16 protein-coding genes are annotated in these 15,807 nt (G+C 55.6%); 11 read left to right on the top strand and 5 right to left on the bottom strand.

Annotated features, from left to right (window positions below; all coding sequences use genetic code 11):
* The first annotated feature begins 1 nt into the window (after nucleotide 1).
* Nucleotides 2-1,603, top strand: a complete 1,602-nt coding sequence (locus EUU25_RS05650; protein ID WP_158899078.1) for a phosphoenolpyruvate carboxykinase — start codon at nucleotides 2-4, stop codon at nucleotides 1,601-1,603.
* A 38-nt stretch (nucleotides 1,604-1,641) separates the two neighbouring features.
* A complete protein-coding gene (locus tag EUU25_RS05645) occupies nucleotides 1,642-2,094 on the top strand; it encodes a hypothetical protein (RefSeq protein ID WP_158899076.1) in 453 nt (150 codons plus the stop codon).
* 20 nt (nucleotides 2,095-2,114) lie between these two features.
* On the opposite strand, the gene EUU25_RS05640 is transcribed toward EUU25_RS05645, so the two are convergent.
* Complete coding sequence (locus tag EUU25_RS05640) at nucleotides 2,115-2,618, bottom strand: hypothetical protein (protein WP_158899074.1); 504 nt, start codon at nucleotides 2,616-2,618, stop codon at nucleotides 2,115-2,117.
* Between the two features lie 173 nt (nucleotides 2,619-2,791).
* Here EUU25_RS05640 and EUU25_RS05635 point away from each other — a divergent pair, with 173 nt between their 5' ends.
* Nucleotides 2,792-3,760, top strand: a complete 969-nt coding sequence (locus EUU25_RS05635) for a helix-turn-helix transcriptional regulator (protein ID WP_158899072.1) — start codon at nucleotides 2,792-2,794, stop codon at nucleotides 3,758-3,760.
* The gene (locus tag EUU25_RS05630; RefSeq protein WP_246162927.1) at nucleotides 3,757-4,092 is read left to right on the top strand and encodes a cupin domain-containing protein; all 336 of its coding nucleotides are present in this window, start codon (nucleotides 3,757-3,759) and stop codon (nucleotides 4,090-4,092) included. Before EUU25_RS05635 ends, EUU25_RS05630 begins: the two co-directional genes overlap by 4 nt.
* A 23-nt stretch (nucleotides 4,093-4,115) precedes the next feature.
* Here EUU25_RS05630 and EUU25_RS05625 read toward each other — a convergent pair whose 3' ends face one another.
* Nucleotides 4,116-4,568 (bottom strand): NfeD family protein, encoded by a 453-nt coding sequence (locus tag EUU25_RS05625; protein ID WP_158899070.1) that lies wholly within the window; start codon nucleotides 4,566-4,568, stop codon nucleotides 4,116-4,118.
* A 38-nt stretch (nucleotides 4,569-4,606) separates the two neighbouring features.
* The gene (locus EUU25_RS05620; RefSeq protein ID WP_158899068.1) at nucleotides 4,607-5,521 is read right to left on the bottom strand and encodes an SPFH domain-containing protein; all 915 of its coding nucleotides are present in this window, start codon (nucleotides 5,519-5,521) and stop codon (nucleotides 4,607-4,609) included.
* A gap of 141 nt (nucleotides 5,522-5,662) precedes the next feature.
* On the opposite strand from EUU25_RS05620, the gene EUU25_RS05615 reads away from it, so the two are divergent.
* The 5 genes from EUU25_RS05615 (at nucleotide 5,663) to EUU25_RS05595 (ending at nucleotide 11,266) form a co-directional block, all read left to right on the top strand.
* Nucleotides 5,663-6,490, top strand: coding sequence for an HpcH/HpaI aldolase/citrate lyase family protein (locus tag EUU25_RS05615; RefSeq protein ID WP_158899066.1), 828 nt, complete (start codon nucleotides 5,663-5,665; stop codon nucleotides 6,488-6,490).
* 16 nt (nucleotides 6,491-6,506) lie between these two features.
* Nucleotides 6,507-7,991, top strand: coding sequence for a M28 family peptidase (locus EUU25_RS05610; protein WP_158899064.1), 1,485 nt, complete (start codon nucleotides 6,507-6,509; stop codon nucleotides 7,989-7,991).
* A 66-nt stretch (nucleotides 7,992-8,057) separates the two neighbouring features.
* A complete protein-coding gene (gene guaB, locus EUU25_RS05605; protein WP_158899063.1) occupies nucleotides 8,058-9,518 on the top strand; it encodes an IMP dehydrogenase in 1,461 nt (486 codons plus the stop codon).
* A 3-nt stretch (nucleotides 9,519-9,521) separates the two neighbouring features.
* Nucleotides 9,522-10,703 (top strand): RsmB/NOP family class I SAM-dependent RNA methyltransferase, encoded by a 1,182-nt coding sequence (locus EUU25_RS05600; protein WP_158899061.1) that lies wholly within the window; start codon nucleotides 9,522-9,524, stop codon nucleotides 10,701-10,703.
* A 35-nt stretch (nucleotides 10,704-10,738) separates the two neighbouring features.
* Nucleotides 10,739-11,266 carry a tetratricopeptide repeat protein gene (locus tag EUU25_RS05595; RefSeq protein WP_246162926.1) on the top strand — a complete coding sequence of 176 codons (528 nt, stop codon included), beginning with the start codon at nucleotides 10,739-10,741 and terminating at the stop codon, nucleotides 11,264-11,266.
* A gap of 16 nt (nucleotides 11,267-11,282) precedes the next feature.
* Here EUU25_RS05595 and EUU25_RS05590 read toward each other — a convergent pair whose 3' ends face one another.
* Together EUU25_RS05590 and EUU25_RS05585 are read right to left on the bottom strand one after the other, a co-directional pair.
* Nucleotides 11,283-11,768, bottom strand: a complete 486-nt coding sequence (locus tag EUU25_RS05590; RefSeq protein ID WP_158899059.1) for an RNA pyrophosphohydrolase — start codon at nucleotides 11,766-11,768, stop codon at nucleotides 11,283-11,285.
* A complete protein-coding gene (locus EUU25_RS05585) occupies nucleotides 11,765-12,724 on the bottom strand; it encodes an alpha/beta hydrolase (RefSeq protein ID WP_158899057.1) in 960 nt (319 codons plus the stop codon). Before EUU25_RS05585 ends, EUU25_RS05590 begins: the two co-directional genes overlap by 4 nt.
* A 147-nt stretch (nucleotides 12,725-12,871) precedes the next feature.
* On the opposite strand from EUU25_RS05585, the gene EUU25_RS05580 reads away from it, so the two are divergent.
* On the top strand, nucleotides 12,872-14,743 hold the full coding sequence (locus EUU25_RS05580; RefSeq protein ID WP_158899056.1) for a 2-oxoacid:acceptor oxidoreductase subunit alpha: 1,872 nt from the start codon (nucleotides 12,872-12,874) through the stop codon (nucleotides 14,741-14,743).
* Nucleotides 14,740-15,774 (top strand): 2-oxoacid:ferredoxin oxidoreductase subunit beta, encoded by a 1,035-nt coding sequence (locus EUU25_RS05575; RefSeq protein WP_158899054.1) that lies wholly within the window; start codon nucleotides 14,740-14,742, stop codon nucleotides 15,772-15,774. The genes EUU25_RS05580 and EUU25_RS05575 overlap by 4 nt, the downstream gene beginning before the upstream one ends.
* Nucleotides 15,775-15,807: the final 33 nt, after the last annotated feature.

Raw genomic sequence — 15,807 nt, 5'->3', positions numbered from 1 at the left:
AATGTCTGTGGCCCTTAATATTCCGCTTGAAGAGCAAGGTATTTCAACGTCCGCGCGCGTTTTTGCCAATCTCGGCACCGCTCCCCTTGTCGAAGCGGCTTTGGCAAATGGCGAAGGTACATTGGCCAAAAATGGTCCATTGGTGGTGAAGACCGGCGCGCATACCGGCCGCTCGGCGAAGGACAAGTTCATCGTCCGCGATTCAGAAACGGAAAACAGCATCTGGTGGGGAAAAACCAACGTTCCCATGGACCCTGCACATTTTGCGGCGCTGAAGGAAGATTTCCTCGCCGCGCTAGGCGGCAGGGAAAAGCTGTATGTTGCTGATCTCTTCGGCGGATCACAGCCGGAGCATCGCGTCAACGTACGAGTCATCAACGAATTGGCGTGGCACAATCTGTTTATTCGCACGCTGCTGGTACGGCCGACCAACGACGAGTTGGCTGGGTTCGAACCTGAATATACCATCATTGATCTTCCGAGCTTCCGCGCCGATCCCGCGCGCCATGGTTGCCGCAGCGAGACCGTTATTGCGGTCAACTTCACCGAGAAGTTGATCCTGATCGGCGGCACGGCTTATGCCGGCGAAATGAAGAAGTCGGTCTTTGGCATCCTGAACTATCTGCTGCCGGTGAAGGGCGTGATGCCGATGCATTGTTCGGCCAATATCGGCGCGAATGGCGATACCGCTGTGTTTTTCGGGCTTTCTGGCACCGGCAAGACCACGCTTTCAGCCGATGCGAGCCGCACACTGATCGGGGATGACGAGCATGGCTGGTCGGACACCGCAGTGTTCAATTTCGAAGGCGGCTGCTACGCCAAGATGATCCGCCTTTCGGAAGAAGCCGAACCTGAAATCTTCGCAACAACGAAGCGTTTCGGCACAGTGCTTGAAAATGTCGTCATGGATCCCAAAACGCGGGAACTCGACTTTGACGATGCGACCCTCGCCGAAAACAGCCGTGGTTCCTACCCGATCGAGTTCATCCCGAACGCGTCGGAAAAGAATATGGGCCCTGTGCCCAAAAATATCATCATGCTGACCGCCGATGCTTATGGTGTCCTGCCTCCCATCGCGAAGCTCACGCCGGAGCAGGCCATGTACCACTTTCTGTCCGGCTACACCGCACGCGTCGCTGGTACGGAAATCGGCGTGACCGAGCCAGAAGCTACCTTTTCGACCTGCTTTGGCGCACCCTTCATGCCGCGTCACCCCAGCGTCTATGGTAATCTCCTGAAAGAGCGGATTGCCAAGGGCGCCGTGCAGTGCTGGCTGGTCAACACCGGCTGGACCGGCGGCAAAGCGACGATGCCCGGCATCAACCGTATGCCCATCAAAGCAACGCGCGCTCTGCTGAACGCTGCGCTTGATGGAAGCCTGAACAATGCGGAATTCCAGAAGGATCCGAATTTCGGTTTCGAATTCCCCGTAGCGGTCCCCGGCGTCGACAGCTCCATCCTCAATCCGCGCGAAGCCTGGGCTGACAAAGCGGAATATGATGTGACGGCCCGCAATCTGGTCCAGCAATTCATTGATAATTTCGCGCAATTTGCCGATCATGTCGATGAGGGTGTAAGGCAGTCCGCACCAAAAGCAGCGTAATCGCCCGGACATTTCCGGGCCCAATAGAAAGCCCGGAAATGTCCGAATATGAAGTCCGCCTGTTTCAAGAAGATGCCGCAATCGTCGCGATTGGCGAGGGCTTGCTTGCGCGCACGCTGCCCCGCGACGCGTGGACGCATGAGGCGCATCTTGCTGCGTGCACATGGATCGTGCGGGATCGCCCGGACATTGCCCCCGAAGACGATATGGCTGCGATCATCTCCACCTATAATGTGGCGGTGGGCGGCGTGAACGATGACAGCCAAGGCTATCATGAGACCATCACACAGATTTATATCGCGGCGGTAAAGGCCCATTTGTCGGAAATCAAATCCGATACGCCGCTCTGGCAGTCGGTAAACACCCTGCTGCTTTCGGAACGGGGAGGGCGGGACCTGCCGCTGAAATTCTATTCGAAAGAGCGCCTGTTCTCTGTCGCGGCAAGGCGCAATTTTATCGAACCGGATCTGCTGGAATTGGAGTATATTTAGTCTCGGCGCGGATGCTTGGATCAGGAAACACGCGTCCAATCCATCCACCAATTCCATGCCCAGCTTTTCCCACCATCGCTGGACGATGATTGGTGCCAGCGGCAACTGGTCGCTGTGATCCGGTCCCAAATGCCGCGGTAAAGCCATGTCACACCGTCCACGACCTCCTCGCTGATGAAGACACCTTCGCCATCGATGAATTCGCCCTTTTGCGCCGGATTAACGATACCATTATATGTGCCGGTCCAATGGTCTGCCCATTTCTTTTCCTGAGGAAGCCAGACGCGAATGCCCATGCCCATAAAACTGCCATCGGGTTTGCGCAGTTCCTCGATACTGCCCATCCCGTCGAGCACCCGGTGAACAGTCGCGCCGCTTTGCGATTCCTCCCAGACATCCGTCGTGCCATCCTTCAGACGTCGATGTGCAATCGTCCACTCACCGGCCAGAAAATCAAAATCGCCTATACCTTTACCGGTTACTTTGCCGGGCTTTCCTGTGGTTGAATAGTTGGCGTCATTCATTGCTAATGCTCCCGTGGATATGAAGAACAAGCCTGCGGTTCCTCTCAAAAGGTCGCGTCGATAGATGGGAAAGGTCATTTTCAATTCTTCCTGTGCAACCGCGACCGGGTTTTCACCAACTTAACCAGCTATAACTGACAAGATATGTCAGCTATTTCCTGCTATACGAAATTATGCGTGCAAGCCGCCTTCTATCGATCCTAATCCTCCTGCAATTGCGGACCCGATTGACCGCTGAGTATTTAGCAGAGGAATTTGAAGTGTCGGTCCGCACGATCTACCGCGATATCGATGCCCTGAGCGCGGCCGGTGTTCCGGTTTATGGCGATCGTGGTCCCGGGGGCGGATTTGCCCTGTTGGGCGGATACAAGACGCGATTGACCGGACTGAATACTTCAGAGGCCGAAGCAATGCTGATGATTGGGCTTCCGGGACAGGCGGCAGAATTGGGCCTTGGGGCGGCAGCCGAGCGCGCCAAAGGCAAGTTGCTCGCGGCACTGACGCCCGAGGGCAATGCGGTTGCGGATCGCATAACAGGGCGTTTTCATTTGGACCCCGTCGACTGGTACCAAGCTGCCGAACCGATTGCGTGCCTCCCTTCGCTCGCGCGGGCCGTAATCGACAATCATTCCATTTCCATGATCTACGAAAGTTGGAAGGGCGTGAAGGAGCGCACCGTCGATCCAATAGGCTTGGTTCAAAAGGGAGCGAATTGGTATCTGGTCGGCCGGGCGCAAGGCGGCATGCGCACCTATCGTGTCGGTGCGATCCAAAGGATGAACGTTTTGGAGCAGCAATTTCAACGTCCCGCGGATTTCGATCTTGCCACCCATTGGACGCAACAACTGCAACGGTTCGAACAGGAATTGCGCCCGGAAGTGGCCCACGTTTCCGCGTCGACAGAAGGCTGTCGTCGTTTGGCTGAGCTTGGCGCTTATGCAGCGCGTGCAGTTGCGGAAGGCAGTGCCACGGATGCCCGCGGCTGGCGCAAAATACATCTGCCGTTCGAAAATATGGAGCAGGGCGCCCGTCTGCTGCTCTCTCTTGGGCCCGAGATTAGGGTACAGGGACCACCAAAGCTTCGCGACGCGGTGCGAGATATGGCGCAGGCGGCGCTCGAAAATTTGGAGGATGTCGAATGAGCGATGCAATAATGAGCTTCAACCAAAATGATCTGGTAGCTCACATAAGCTTGCTACCCGAGCAGAGCCGGTTCCATTATCCGCTCCATCACGGGTCAATGAAGGTTGGTATCTATGCTCCGGTTGGAGAAGACGACCAAACTCCGCACGAGCAGGATGAGCTCTATATCATCCTTTCTGGCACCGGCGTGTTTGAGCAGGAGGGATCATCCATTCCCTTTACGTCGGGCGAGGTCCTGTTTGTGAAAGCAGGTGCGACCCACCGCTTCGCCAACTTTTCCGACGATTTCAAAACCTGGGTTATCTTCTGGGGACCTGAAGGCGGGGAGTGAGGAGGAGGGGTCCTCGCTCAACCTTAGGGTGTTACAGATTCCACCAGCAAAACCGCCCCGTCCGCACCCGTAACGCGCACCCGCGCGCCGGTCGCTGCATCTGTACCGCGCGCGGCCCAGACAGTATCACCAACCTTGACGCGCCCTTGGCCGTCGGTAATCGCCTCGACCACTGTCACAATTTCTCCGGTCAAACGCGCGCCTCGGTCGTTGAGTTTCGGGTCGTCGGTTTCAATCGGATTGTCTGCGAGAAACTTTTTGCCCGCAAAGACGGTCAGCACGGACAATATTGCAAACATCGCAACCTGATAAGCGACGGTGATCGGCAAGAAATAATCCAGAATCCCGACGATAATGGCGGCAAGACCCAGCCACATCAGGAAAAAACCCGGCGCAACCATTTCGGCTGCGCCCAGGATCAGGCCGAGCGAAAGCCAGAACCAATGTGTCGAAATGCTATCTAGCCATTCGGCCATATCAAGACTCCCCTGCCATTTTATCTGGCGCGTTGATGTTATTTATCTTTTGGTGCCCATGCATCTTTTGCCAATTCGCCGATGCCGCCGAGGGTCCCGATCAACTGCGTAGCTTCAACCGGGAACAAGATTGTCTTGGCATTAGGCGATGTCGCAAATTGGCTGATAGCTTCGGTATATTTCTGGGCGATAAAGTAGTTGAGCGCCTGGGTACCCGATGATGCAATGGATTCCGACACCATGACGGTAGCCTTCGCTTCGGCCTCGGCTTCGCGTTCGCGGGCTTCGGCGTCGCGGAATGCGGCTTCCTTGCGCCCTTCGGCTTGCAGAATCGCGCCCTGTTTTTCGCCTTCTGCACGCAAAATTTCGGCGGCACGCATGCCTTCAGCTTCGAGAATTTGCGCGCGCTTCTCGCGCTCAGCTTTCATTTGCCGAGCCATCGCATTGCTGATGTCGGCCGGCGGGCGAATGTCTTTGACCTCGACGCGTGTGATCTTCACACCCCAAGGACTGGTGGCATGATCAACGACGGAGAGAAGGCGACCATTGATATCGTCGCGCTTCGATAGGGTTTCGTCGAGGTCCATGCTGCCCATAACAGTGCGCAGATTTGTCGTCGTAATCTGCATGATGGCAACATAAAGGTCGCTGACTTCATAAGCGGCCTTGGCGGCATCCAATACCTGAAAGAACACGACAGCATCGACGCCAACCATGGCATTGTCTTTCGTGATGATTTCCTGCCCCGGAATATCCAGCACCTGTTCCATCATGTTCACTTTACGCCCGACGCGATCAAAGAAGGGGATGATGATGGTCAAGCCGGGCTGGGCGGCATGGGTAAAGCGCCCGAAGCGCTCAATCGTATACACAAACCCCTGCTGCACGACGGTAACCCCCATCATCACAAATATGATGACGATCAGGACCAGAAAGCCGAAAAAATATTCCATGAAATTCCCTCCGTTTGACCTGAGGCGGATTGTCGTAAATATGACATCGCTTGCCAAGGAAAATCGGACTGCCCTGACGAATAATCGTCAAGACAGGCGGGGCTTCCGTATCTGAATGACGAAGGGGTTTTGAACAGCTTTATGGAAACCGTCGACCGATTGAAATTCGTACGTTCGGCGCTTTATGTGCCGGCTTCCAATGGACGTGCGCTTGAAAAGGCGTTGGGCTTGGCCGCCGATATGATTATCGTCGATCTGGAAGATGCGGTTCCCGAAGATGCAAAGGCGCAAGCAAGGGGCGCTGCTTTGGCTTATGCGAAATCGGGTGTTGGGAACCGTTTACTGGCCATTCGCGCCAATGTCTATGACAGCCCTCACCACGCGGACGATGTGGCGGCGTTGAAAGATTGTGCTGCGGACTTCGTGGTGCTGCCGAAAGTTGAAGATATTTCTGAAATCTCGGACTTTGGCGTGCCGGTTCTGGCTATGGTTGAAACCCCGGCAGGTCTTTTCAATGCCCGGTCGATTGCGGGACATCCACGTGTTGCCGGTCTTATTGCCGGTATCAACGATATCGCGGCGCAAACGGGGATACGACCCGGGCCAAAGCGGGAGGGGTTGGAGCTATCGCTGCAGATGATCGTGCTGGCCGCCTCCGAATTTGGGAAACCGCGTTTTGACGGGGTCTGCAACCGGCTGGATGATCTGGACGGATATGATGCCGAATGCCGTCAGGGTGCAACCTTCGGGTTTACGGGCAAGACCCTTATTCATCCCAACCAGATCGCGTCTGCGAATGCAGCATTTGGGCCAAGTGCGGCTGCGATTGCCGAGGCAGAAGAACTGATTGCGGCGAGCCGAGGTGGAGCACAACGATTTAAGGGTCGCATGATTGAATCGATGCATGTAGAGGAGGCTAAATTGACGATAGAGCGTTCCCGACATGCGATGGGTGACGTCATCGGTTAGCCTGGAGCGGAATTAGATGCGCCTGTTTTTGAGAGCGGTTTTTGCAGTACTTGTCCTTGGTATTTCCGTTCCCTCACTCGCCAAAGGCGTGAGCGAAACCGACCTGCGTGAACATATTGCTGTGTTGGCCAGCGATGAATTTGAAGGACGCAAACCGGGCACTGAAGGTGAAGCGAAAACCGTCAAATATATTGCTGAGCAATGGGCCAAGGCAGGACTTAAGCCCGCAGCGGGCGATGGCAGTTGGTTTGAGCCCGTTCCTTTGATCCAGCGTGGACGTGGCGAGGCGACCTATTCTTTCAATGCCAAAGGACGGAAGCTGCGGATTGTTTCCGATGAAATCGTTTTGATCGGCAAGGAAGCCGAATATGCCAAAAAGGATTTGCCGGTCGTCTTTACCGGTATTGGCGTGAAATCGGACGGCAGCGTTGGCGCCGACGTCTCGGGCAAACTGGCATTAGTGCTTTTTGAGGCAGACAATGCGCCTGCGAAAATGAAATCACCTCGCGCACGGCGGGAGGCGCTGATTGCGGCCGGTGCAGAGGGAGTCATTTTTGTAGGTGATAGCCAAGGCAATTGGCCGATTCTGCGGCGGCAGCTGTTGTCGCGCCCTATCGGGCTGGAAAGCCGTGAAAAGCGAGCGAAGCTTGAAGGCGCCATAAGCACCGAATTTGCGGTTGCTCTGGTGACTGCAGCCGGACGTGATTGGGATAAATTGCGGGCGCACGCCAAGGGGGCCGACTATACAGGTGAAGCCTTGGGCATTGATGCCGACTTTAATGTCATGACCGATATCTACCGGTTCAACAGCTCCAATGTGATAGGCAAGCTTAGCGGAAAGAAGAAAGGCAGCGGTGCTGTGCTCTATATGGGGCATTGGGACCATCTTGGCATTTGTGCGCCCGACGATGCGACAGACAAGATTTGCAACGGTGCCGTCGATAATGCGAGCGGTATTGCCGTGTTGACCGAAGTGGCCCAGCGGCTCGCGAAGAAACGACATGACCGCGATATTTATTTCATTGCCACCACGGCAGAGGAAAGCGGTCTTTTGGGGGCTTATGCATATGCGGACAAGCCTGTCTTTCCGCTCGAAGATATTGTGATTTCGCTTAACGTCGACACGATTGCCATCGCAGGTCGTAATTCGAAGGTGGCGATTATCGGTCGAGGTACGACTTCGTTGGATGCGACCGTTGAGGCGGTGGCCCGAAAGACGGGGAGAGCCATCGAAAGCTCTACTGACGCGAATGATTTTATCCAGCGGCAGGACGGTTGGGCGCTGGCGCAAAAAGGTGTGCCGGCGTTGATGGTAGGTGGCTCTTTTGCCGATCTTGACCTGATGCAGAAATTTCTGGGCAGCGATTACCACGGTCCCAACGACGAGTTGACGGACCAGACCGAATTGGGCGGCGCGGCCGAGGATGCGGACCTGCATATCGCGCTAGGGAACTATTTTGCGGATACGCGAAAATATAAAGTCACGAAGGCTGGCGAATAAAAGGCTTACTGTTTACATGGGCCGCCACGAATCGAACGATAATGCGAACGTAGAAGCGGTGGCAGCATGAAAGATATACCTCTCGGCCTTACATTTGACGACGTGCTGTTGCAGCCAGGGGCTTCGGATATGCTTCCGAGCCAGGCCGACACGCGCACGCGACTGACGCAAGGGATTTCGCTGAACATTCCCATCCTGTCTTCGGCTATGGACACGGTAACCGAGGCGCGCATGGCCATTGTGATGGCGCAGCTTGGCGGCATTGGCGTGTTGCACCGCAACCTCAGCATCGAAGAACAATGCGCCGCCGTGCGGCAGGTCAAGCGCTTCGAAAGCGGGATGGTCGTAAACCCTATCACGATCGCTCCGGACGCAACTCTGGCCGAGGCGCAGGCGCTGATGGCGACACACTCTATCTCCGGCATACCGGTGGTTGAGAACAGCGGTAAATTGGTAGGTATTCTAACCAATCGCGATGTGCGCTTCGCCGAAAATCCACTGCAAGCCGTATCTGAACTGATGACTCATCATGATCTGGCCACCGTATCGTCGGGGGTCACACAAGAAGAAGCACGCCGACTGCTGCACCATCGGCGGATTGAAAAGCTTTTGGTTGTGGATGAAAGTTATCGGTGCATTGGCCTGATCACCGTCAAGGACATTGAAAAGGCTGTTCTTTACCCAGAGGCAACCAAAGACAAGTCCGGGCGTTTGCGGGTGGCTGCGGCAACCACTGTAGGCGAAAAGGGCATGGCCTACACCAAGGCCCTTATCGATGCGGAATGCGACCTGATCGTCGTCGATACCGCCCATGGACATAGTGCGATGGTGGCGGCGGCGGTTGCGGAAATCAAACGTATGGCGCCTGAAGTCCAGGTTGTTGCCGGAAACGTTGCGACGGCCGAAGCAACGCGGGCTTTAATCGATGCTGGTGCGGATGGCATCAAGGTCGGGATAGGTCCGGGGTCCATCTGTACGACACGCGTGGTTGCAGGTGTGGGTGTGCCGCAACTAACGGCAGTAATGGAGTCGGCAGCTGAAGCCGCGAAATCGAACATTCCGGTAATCGCTGACGGCGGTCTTCGTACATCAGGAGACGTCGCCAAAGCGCTTGCGGCGGGTGCCTCATCGGTGATGGTCGGGTCACTTCTCGCAGGGACCGAAGAGGCTCCCGGCGAGACATTCTTGTATCAGGGCCGCGCCTATAAAAGTTACCGGGGCATGGGTTCGGTCGGTGCAATGGCGCGCGGGTCTGCCGATCGATATTTCCAACAAGACATCAAGGACCAGCTTAAACTGGTACCGGAAGGCATCGAAGGGCAGGTGCCGTTCAAAGGACCGGCCCGTGATGTCATCCATCAGCTTGTCGGCGGTGTCAAAGCGGCGATGGGATATACAGGATCGCGCACAATTGCCGATCTCCAGCAACGCGCGCGGTTTGTCCGTATCACCAACGCTGGTTTGCGCGAGAGCCATGTGCACGACGTGACGATTACGCGCGAAGCACCCAATTATCCGACACGCTAATCCATGAGGCCGGCAGCGCGCCTGCAATCGGCAATCGAGTTGCTTGACGCGATACTGGTCGCGGCGAAAGAGGGTGGGGCGTCTGCGGATCAGCTAGCCAAAACCTTTTTTGCCGAGCGGCGTTATGCCGGATCGAAAGACCGCAGAGCGGTGCGAGAGTTGGCATGGAAGGCGATCCGGCGATTCGGAGAGGCTCCGGCAACCGCGCGTTCGGCTTTCGTCGCTTTGGCGGATGAAGATGAAGAGATTGCCCTTCTGTTTGACGGCAGCGACTATGGCCCTGCTGCGATTGCCCCGGACGAATTGCGTGCACAGGGCGGGCCATTGCCGGCATGGATTTTGCCGCATTTCAGTTCGCTGATCGATGAATCCGAACGACTGTCACTTCTTGATCGCGCGCCGTTTGATATTCGGGTCAACGCACTGAAGGGAACACGCGAAGAGGTCGCACGGCAATTGCCCGAGGCGGAGATGTTGGAGCAGTCGCCTTTTGCACTGCGTCTTCCCGCCGGATTTCCCGCCGACAACCACCCGCTATTTGGCGCTGGTCTGGTCGAAGTTCAGGATTTGGGCAGTCAGCTCATTGTCGATGCCTGTGCCGTAGCGGCCGGTATGACTGTATTGGATTTATGCGCCGGTGCAGGCGGCAAGACCCTGGGATTAGCGGCCGCGATGCAAAATACGGGCAAACTGATCGCCAGCGACACCAACCGGAACCGCCTTCAGAAGCTTCAGCCACGTCAAATTCGCGCCGGTGCATCCTGTATCCAGACCAAATTACTGGATCCGGGACACGAAATTGTCATGCTATCTGAATTGTCGGGAGCGTGCGATCTTGTGCTGATTGATGCCCCCTGTTCCGGCAGTGGGACATGGCGGCGGAACCCCGAAACCCGTTGGCGCCTTAATTCGAAACGTTTGGATCGAGTGCGTGCAGAGCAGGAGAAGTTATTGAACATCGGCGCAGAAATGGTCGCGCCTGGTGGTCATTTGGTATATGCTGTATGCTCAATCATCGCGGACGAGGGCAGGGAACAGGTGGCCAATTTTCTAGACACGCATCCCAAATGGCGTGCCGTTTATCCCAGTATTGGTGCCGGAAGTGCGGATGGGGTGGGCGTTCTGTTGACACCGAACCATGACGGGTCCGACGGATTTTTCTTCGCCAGACTTATGAAGTTGTGATAGTGATGCAACTTAAACAGATTTGGATATTGATTATGCGTTTTTCTCCGGCTGCCATTGCGCTTTCACTTAGTTTCGCCATGATTTCCAGTGCAGGAATCGGCGGGCGTGCCGATGATGATATTGATCCGCAATCCACGGCGCTGCTCCAATCCGGTCAGGAAGCGATGAAGGCCGGAAAAGTTGAAGACGCAATTGGCTGGTACGAAACTGCTCTCGCGGTCGATCCGCGGAACCGTGCTGCGTATATTTCTATGGCTGAAGCGGTTCAGAAACAGGGTTTGAACGGTAAAGCCATCCGCTTTTATAAAGAGGCACTCGAAATTGATCCCAATGATCAAGTTGCGCTGGGCGGCCAAGCTGAAGCAATGATTGCCAAGGGTGCCATTGAACCCGCCCGCAAGAACATCGCCCGGTTGAAAATGCTGTGCCGCAGCGATTGTGGAGCTGTCGACAAATTGGCTCTAGCTGCTACGAAGGCCAGCGAAAAGCCGCAGCTTCAAGCAAGCGCTCTTGAAATTAAGCCGACTGTTGGGGAAACTCCAAAATCCCAACCTAATTAAAACCGTCGATTTGGCGTCAGATTAGCTCGCCAAACTCTGAGACAAGGCTTTCGTAGAGGCGCTTTTTGAACGGTACGATGAGTTGGGGTAGTCTGTCGGGGCTAACCCACTGCCATCGGGAAAACTCGGGGTGGTCGGTATCGATATTAATGTCGCCGTCGACGCCCTTGAAGCGCATCAAAAACCACCACTGACGCTGTCCGCGATACTTACCTTTCCAGATTTTACCGAGAAGTTCTTCGGGTAAATCATAGAAATGTTCGTTGCGGCTGCGCGCGATCACATCGACGAGTCCCGGTGAAATGCCTGTTTCTTCAACTAACTCGCGCAAGGCAGCTTGTTCGGCCTCTTCCCCGTCATCAATGCCACCTTGAGGCATCTGCCAAGCATCGCCTTCGGGCGCTTTGTCGATGCGTTGTCCGACAAAAACCTTTCCTTCTGTGTTGGCAAGCATGATTCCCGCGCAGGGGCGGTACGGTAATTCTTCAAATTTCGGGTTCATGCGTCAGCCATGACCTCTGCGAGCATTGATTTCAAGGCTTCAATATTGCCTTCAACATCCTGCTGGGTCGATGGAATTGCCTGCCGGATGTTGATGTGGCCGTGGATTGTGCCGTCCGCACTGCGGTGTACGACGCGGATACCGGCCTGTTTTAGCTTTTCAACATAGGCGATCCCTTGGTCTCGCAAGGGGTCGAGGCTGGCGGTTGTCACGAGGCTGGGTGGCATTCCACTCTGGTCAAAGTTTAACGGCTCTGCGCGATAATCACCGGGTGTAGCCGCGTGACCGTCCCCAAAATATGCCATCGCTTCGTCTGTCAGCAAATAACCCGTGGCGAATTCGCGCATGCTCGGCCAGTCGGCATCAAGGGTGACGACAGGATAGATCGGGTGCTGTACCAAAACGGGAACTGCAGCCGGATTGTCACGCAACGCCATCGTCGTCACAATCGTCAAATTACCGCCAGCACTATCTCCCGAGGTTATTAGACCTGTTACTTCTAACCCGAGTTCCGCAGGACTTGAAGCGATCCAGCGAGTCGCCGCTTCACAATCTTCAGCCGGGGCGGGAAAGGGGTGTTCTGGCGAAAGACGATAATCAATAGAAATCACTGGCAGGTCGAGCAAGCGCGCTACTTCGGCGCAATAGGGTTCATAGGTGTAGAGACTACCGATGACAAAGCCGCCACCATGGTAAAAGACCATGACTGGCCCCGCGCCGCGGTCTGCCCGCTTATCATATACACGCGCAGAGATTGGTCCGGTCGGTCCGGGAATGGAGATATCACGAATAATGGCCAATTTCCCGACAGGCGCATCGGCAACATCGCGCATCGCCGCTGTCATTGCCCGCGCATCGTCCGCTGGCACTTCCCAAAATTTCGGGCCGGGGACTGCATTCAAAAATTGCAGGAACAGGGCGACATCGGGCCGCACATAGGGTTTAGTATCGCTCATCTTATTCTCCCTCTGTCACACGTGATACGGCGCCTTACCGGACAGGTCTAGCATATCCGCACATAGTTTTTCTAACATTGCAGTGCGGTCGGAATGGGATTAGGCGAATCTGTAATAGACAAGCAAACTTAAGACGGGCTGGAACGAATGGCTACGGCATTCAAAGACGATCACACAGGCGCGCACACGCCTGTTCATAGCGACGCGGTTGTCGTTCGCTTTGCGGGCGACAGTGGCGACGGCATGCAGTTGACCGGAGGGCAGTTCACACTGTCTTCGGCACTGGCGGGCAATGATTTTGCGACATTCCCCGATTTTCCTGCGGAAATCCGGGCGCCACAAGGGACACTGTTCGGCGTTTCGGCTTTTCAGATCAATTTCGGATCGCAGGCAATTGATACTGCTGGTGACCAACCCGATGTGCTAGTGGCGATGAATCCCGCCGCGCTCAAGACCAATGTCGGATCGTTACGCGAAGGCGGATTGATTATCGCGGATACAGGTGAGTTTACACCACGTAACCTCGACAAGGCGAAATACACCACCAACCCGTTCGAAGATGGCAGCTTGGCCAAGTGGCAGGTGCTTGCGTTTGATATCAGCGCGCTGACAATGGAATCGGTGAAGCCTTACGGGCTTGGCAACAAAGAGGCGCTTCGGTGCAAGAATATGTGGACGCTGGGCCTAGCGCTCTGGATGTTCGACCGCGACCGGCAGCCAATTATCGATTGGCTCAATGCCAAATTTGCGAAGAACCAGGTTTTGGCTGATGCCAATATCGCCGCCCTTAATGCAGGCCATGCTTATGGCGAGACCGCCGAGCTTTCCGGACCGCTGAAGCAATATCATGTGGATGCCGCCCCGGCACCTGCAGGTGTGTACCGCACAGTCACCGGTGCCGAGTCGATTTCTTATGGCTTGGTTGCGGGCGCGCAGTTGGCGGGACTGAAGATGTTCTTCGGCGGTTATCCGATCACGCCTGCTTCTGCGATCTTGCATCATCTGTCGCGCCTCAAGGAATATGGAATAACAACATTCCAAGCCGAAGACGAAATTGCGGCGATTTGCTCGGCAATCGGCGCCAGCTATGCTGGGCAATTGGGCGTTACCAGCTCATCCGGCCCCGGTATCGCACTGAAGGGCGAGGCTATGGGCCTCGCGATTATGACCGAATTGCCCCTGGTCATCGTGAACAGCCAGCGGGGCGGGCCTTCCACTGGACTTCCCACAAAAACTGAACAGTCCGACCTCTATCAGGCCGTCTATGGCCGCAATGGCGACGCACCAATGCCGGTCATTGCCGCGCGTTCGCCAGTGGATGCTTTTGATTGCGCTGTAGAAGCGGTGCGGATTGCGGTCGAATATATGACCCCCGTCATGCTGCTGACCGACGGTTATATCGCCAACGCCGCAGAGCCATGGAAGGTACCGGACCTAGAAAGCTACAAGCCGTTCCCGGTCGAGTTTCTGGAATCGGTGCCTGAAGGGGGCTTCAAACCCTATGCGCGCGATCACAAGCTGAAGCGTCCTTGGGTCAAGCCCGGCACGCCCGGTTTGCTCCACCGCATTGGTGGTATCGAAAAGGAAGTCGATACTGGCCATATCAACTATGCGCCGGCAAACCATCAGGCCATGACCGACATCCGTTCGGCCAAGGTCAATGGCGTGGCTAACAGTATTCCCGACCAGATTGTCGAGCAGGGTGCTACCGGTGCCAAGGTCGCAGTTGTGGGCTGGGGATCAACTTATGGCCCGATTGCGCAAGCGGTTCGCCGCAAACGGGCAGAAGGTGTGGATGTTGCGCATGTGCACATCCGACATATCTGGCCAATGCCGAAGAATCTGGGCGAATTGCTCAAAAGCTTCGATCACATCATCGTTCCCGAAATGAACACCGGTCAATTGAAAACGGTGCTGCGTGACCAGTTTCTTGTCGACGCCAAGCCGGTGAACAAGGTCTCCGGACAACCCTTTACCATCGCCGAAATCGAAGCCGCGATTGAGAGTGCATTATCATGAACGACATGACCCCCGTAAAAGCGACAAGCCCCAAAGATTGGGAAACCGATCAGGAAGTCCGCTGGTGCCCCGGCTGCGGCGACTATGCCATATTGAAAGCCGTTCAGCGCACGATGCCCGAATTGGGCAGCACACCCGAAAATACGGTTTTCATCAGCGGTATCGGCTGCTCGTCGCGCTTTCCCTATTATATGGAAACCTATGGATTCCACACAATCCATGGTCGCGCACCGGCAGTTGCCACGGGTGTTAAGCTTGCCAATCCCGACCTCGACGTCTGGATTATCACCGGCGACGGGGACGCTTTATCGATCGGCGGCAACCACACAATGCATTTGCTGCGCCGCAATCTGGACTGCCAGATCATGCTGTTCAACAACGAGATTTACGGTCTGACCAAGGGGCAATATTCACCCACGAGCCGCGTCGGCACCACTAGTCCGTCGACACCCTATGGTTCGGTTGACCGTCCGGCGACACCTTGCGCCTTTGCGTTGGGCTCTGGCGCGCGTTTTGTTGCCCGTGGGTTTGATGTCTCCAAGAATTTGCCTGAAGTGCTGAAAGCCGCCCACGCCCATCGCGGTGCTGCATTCATCGAGATTTTCCAGAACTGCATTGTTTATAACAAGGATGTGTTCGAAGATTTTGCCGCCCCCAAGGGTGCAGAGGACCATCAGCTTTGGCTGCGCCATGGCGAACCGATGCTTTTTGCCAAAGGAACCAAGGGTATTGCGCTGGATGTGGATGCCCTGACGCTAAAGGTTGTTGATGTAGTTGAGGACGACTGGAAATCAGCGGGCGTTATTGTCCATGATGTGACTAACCGCTCGGTAGCGCATATGCTGGTAGAAATGCGCTTTGGCGAATTCCCGATGGCTTTGGGCGTGCTTTACGACGATCCGCGTCCGACCTTCAACGATGCCGTCATCGCGCAAAATGTCTCGGCCAGCGCCGGCAAGACAGCCGACCTCGGGAAGCTTCTAGCCAAGGGGCAGACCTGGACAGTCGAAGACGGACATCCCGAAGTTTAAGGTCGGTGCCGACATAACGCTGTATTGCAATCG

The organism is Sphingorhabdus lacus (genome assembly GCF_009768975.1).
GTDB classification, from domain to species: domain Bacteria; phylum Pseudomonadota; class Alphaproteobacteria; order Sphingomonadales; family Sphingomonadaceae; genus Sphingorhabdus_B; species Sphingorhabdus_B lacus.
This window is presented reverse-complemented; position numbering and strand designations above follow the sequence as displayed.

What these genes read in the sequence shown, in the direction of transcription:
- EUU25_RS05650 (WP_158899078.1), top strand. Translation starts at nt 2, where the DNA reads ATGTCTGTGGCCCTTAATATTCCGCTTGAAGAGCAAGGTATTTCAACG.
- EUU25_RS05645 (WP_158899076.1), top strand. Translation starts at nt 1,642, where the DNA reads ATGTCCGAATATGAAGTCCGCCTGTTTCAAGAAGATGCCGCAATCGTC.
- EUU25_RS05640 (WP_158899074.1), bottom strand. Translation starts at nt 2,618, where the DNA reads ATGAATGACGCCAACTATTCAACCACAGGAAAGCCCGGCAAAGTAACC.
- EUU25_RS05635 (WP_158899072.1), top strand. Translation starts at nt 2,792, where the DNA reads ATGCGTGCAAGCCGCCTTCTATCGATCCTAATCCTCCTGCAATTGCGG.
- EUU25_RS05630 (WP_246162927.1), top strand. Translation starts at nt 3,757, where the DNA reads ATGAGCGATGCAATAATGAGCTTCAACCAAAATGATCTGGTAGCTCAC.
- EUU25_RS05625 (WP_158899070.1), bottom strand. Translation starts at nt 4,568, where the DNA reads ATGGCCGAATGGCTAGATAGCATTTCGACACATTGGTTCTGGCTTTCG.
- EUU25_RS05620 (WP_158899068.1), bottom strand. Translation starts at nt 5,521, where the DNA reads ATGGAATATTTTTTCGGCTTTCTGGTCCTGATCGTCATCATATTTGTG.
- EUU25_RS05615 (WP_158899066.1), top strand. Translation starts at nt 5,663, where the DNA reads ATGGAAACCGTCGACCGATTGAAATTCGTACGTTCGGCGCTTTATGTG.
- EUU25_RS05610 (WP_158899064.1), top strand. Translation starts at nt 6,507, where the DNA reads ATGCGCCTGTTTTTGAGAGCGGTTTTTGCAGTACTTGTCCTTGGTATT.
- guaB (WP_158899063.1), top strand. Translation starts at nt 8,058, where the DNA reads ATGAAAGATATACCTCTCGGCCTTACATTTGACGACGTGCTGTTGCAG.
- EUU25_RS05600 (WP_158899061.1), top strand. Translation starts at nt 9,522, where the DNA reads ATGAGGCCGGCAGCGCGCCTGCAATCGGCAATCGAGTTGCTTGACGCG.
- EUU25_RS05595 (WP_246162926.1), top strand. Translation starts at nt 10,739, where the DNA reads ATGCGTTTTTCTCCGGCTGCCATTGCGCTTTCACTTAGTTTCGCCATG.
- EUU25_RS05590 (WP_158899059.1), bottom strand. Translation starts at nt 11,768, where the DNA reads ATGAACCCGAAATTTGAAGAATTACCGTACCGCCCCTGCGCGGGAATC.
- EUU25_RS05585 (WP_158899057.1), bottom strand. Translation starts at nt 12,724, where the DNA reads ATGAGCGATACTAAACCCTATGTGCGGCCCGATGTCGCCCTGTTCCTG.
- EUU25_RS05580 (WP_158899056.1), top strand. Translation starts at nt 12,872, where the DNA reads ATGGCTACGGCATTCAAAGACGATCACACAGGCGCGCACACGCCTGTT.
- EUU25_RS05575 (WP_158899054.1), top strand. Translation starts at nt 14,740, where the DNA reads ATGAACGACATGACCCCCGTAAAAGCGACAAGCCCCAAAGATTGGGAA.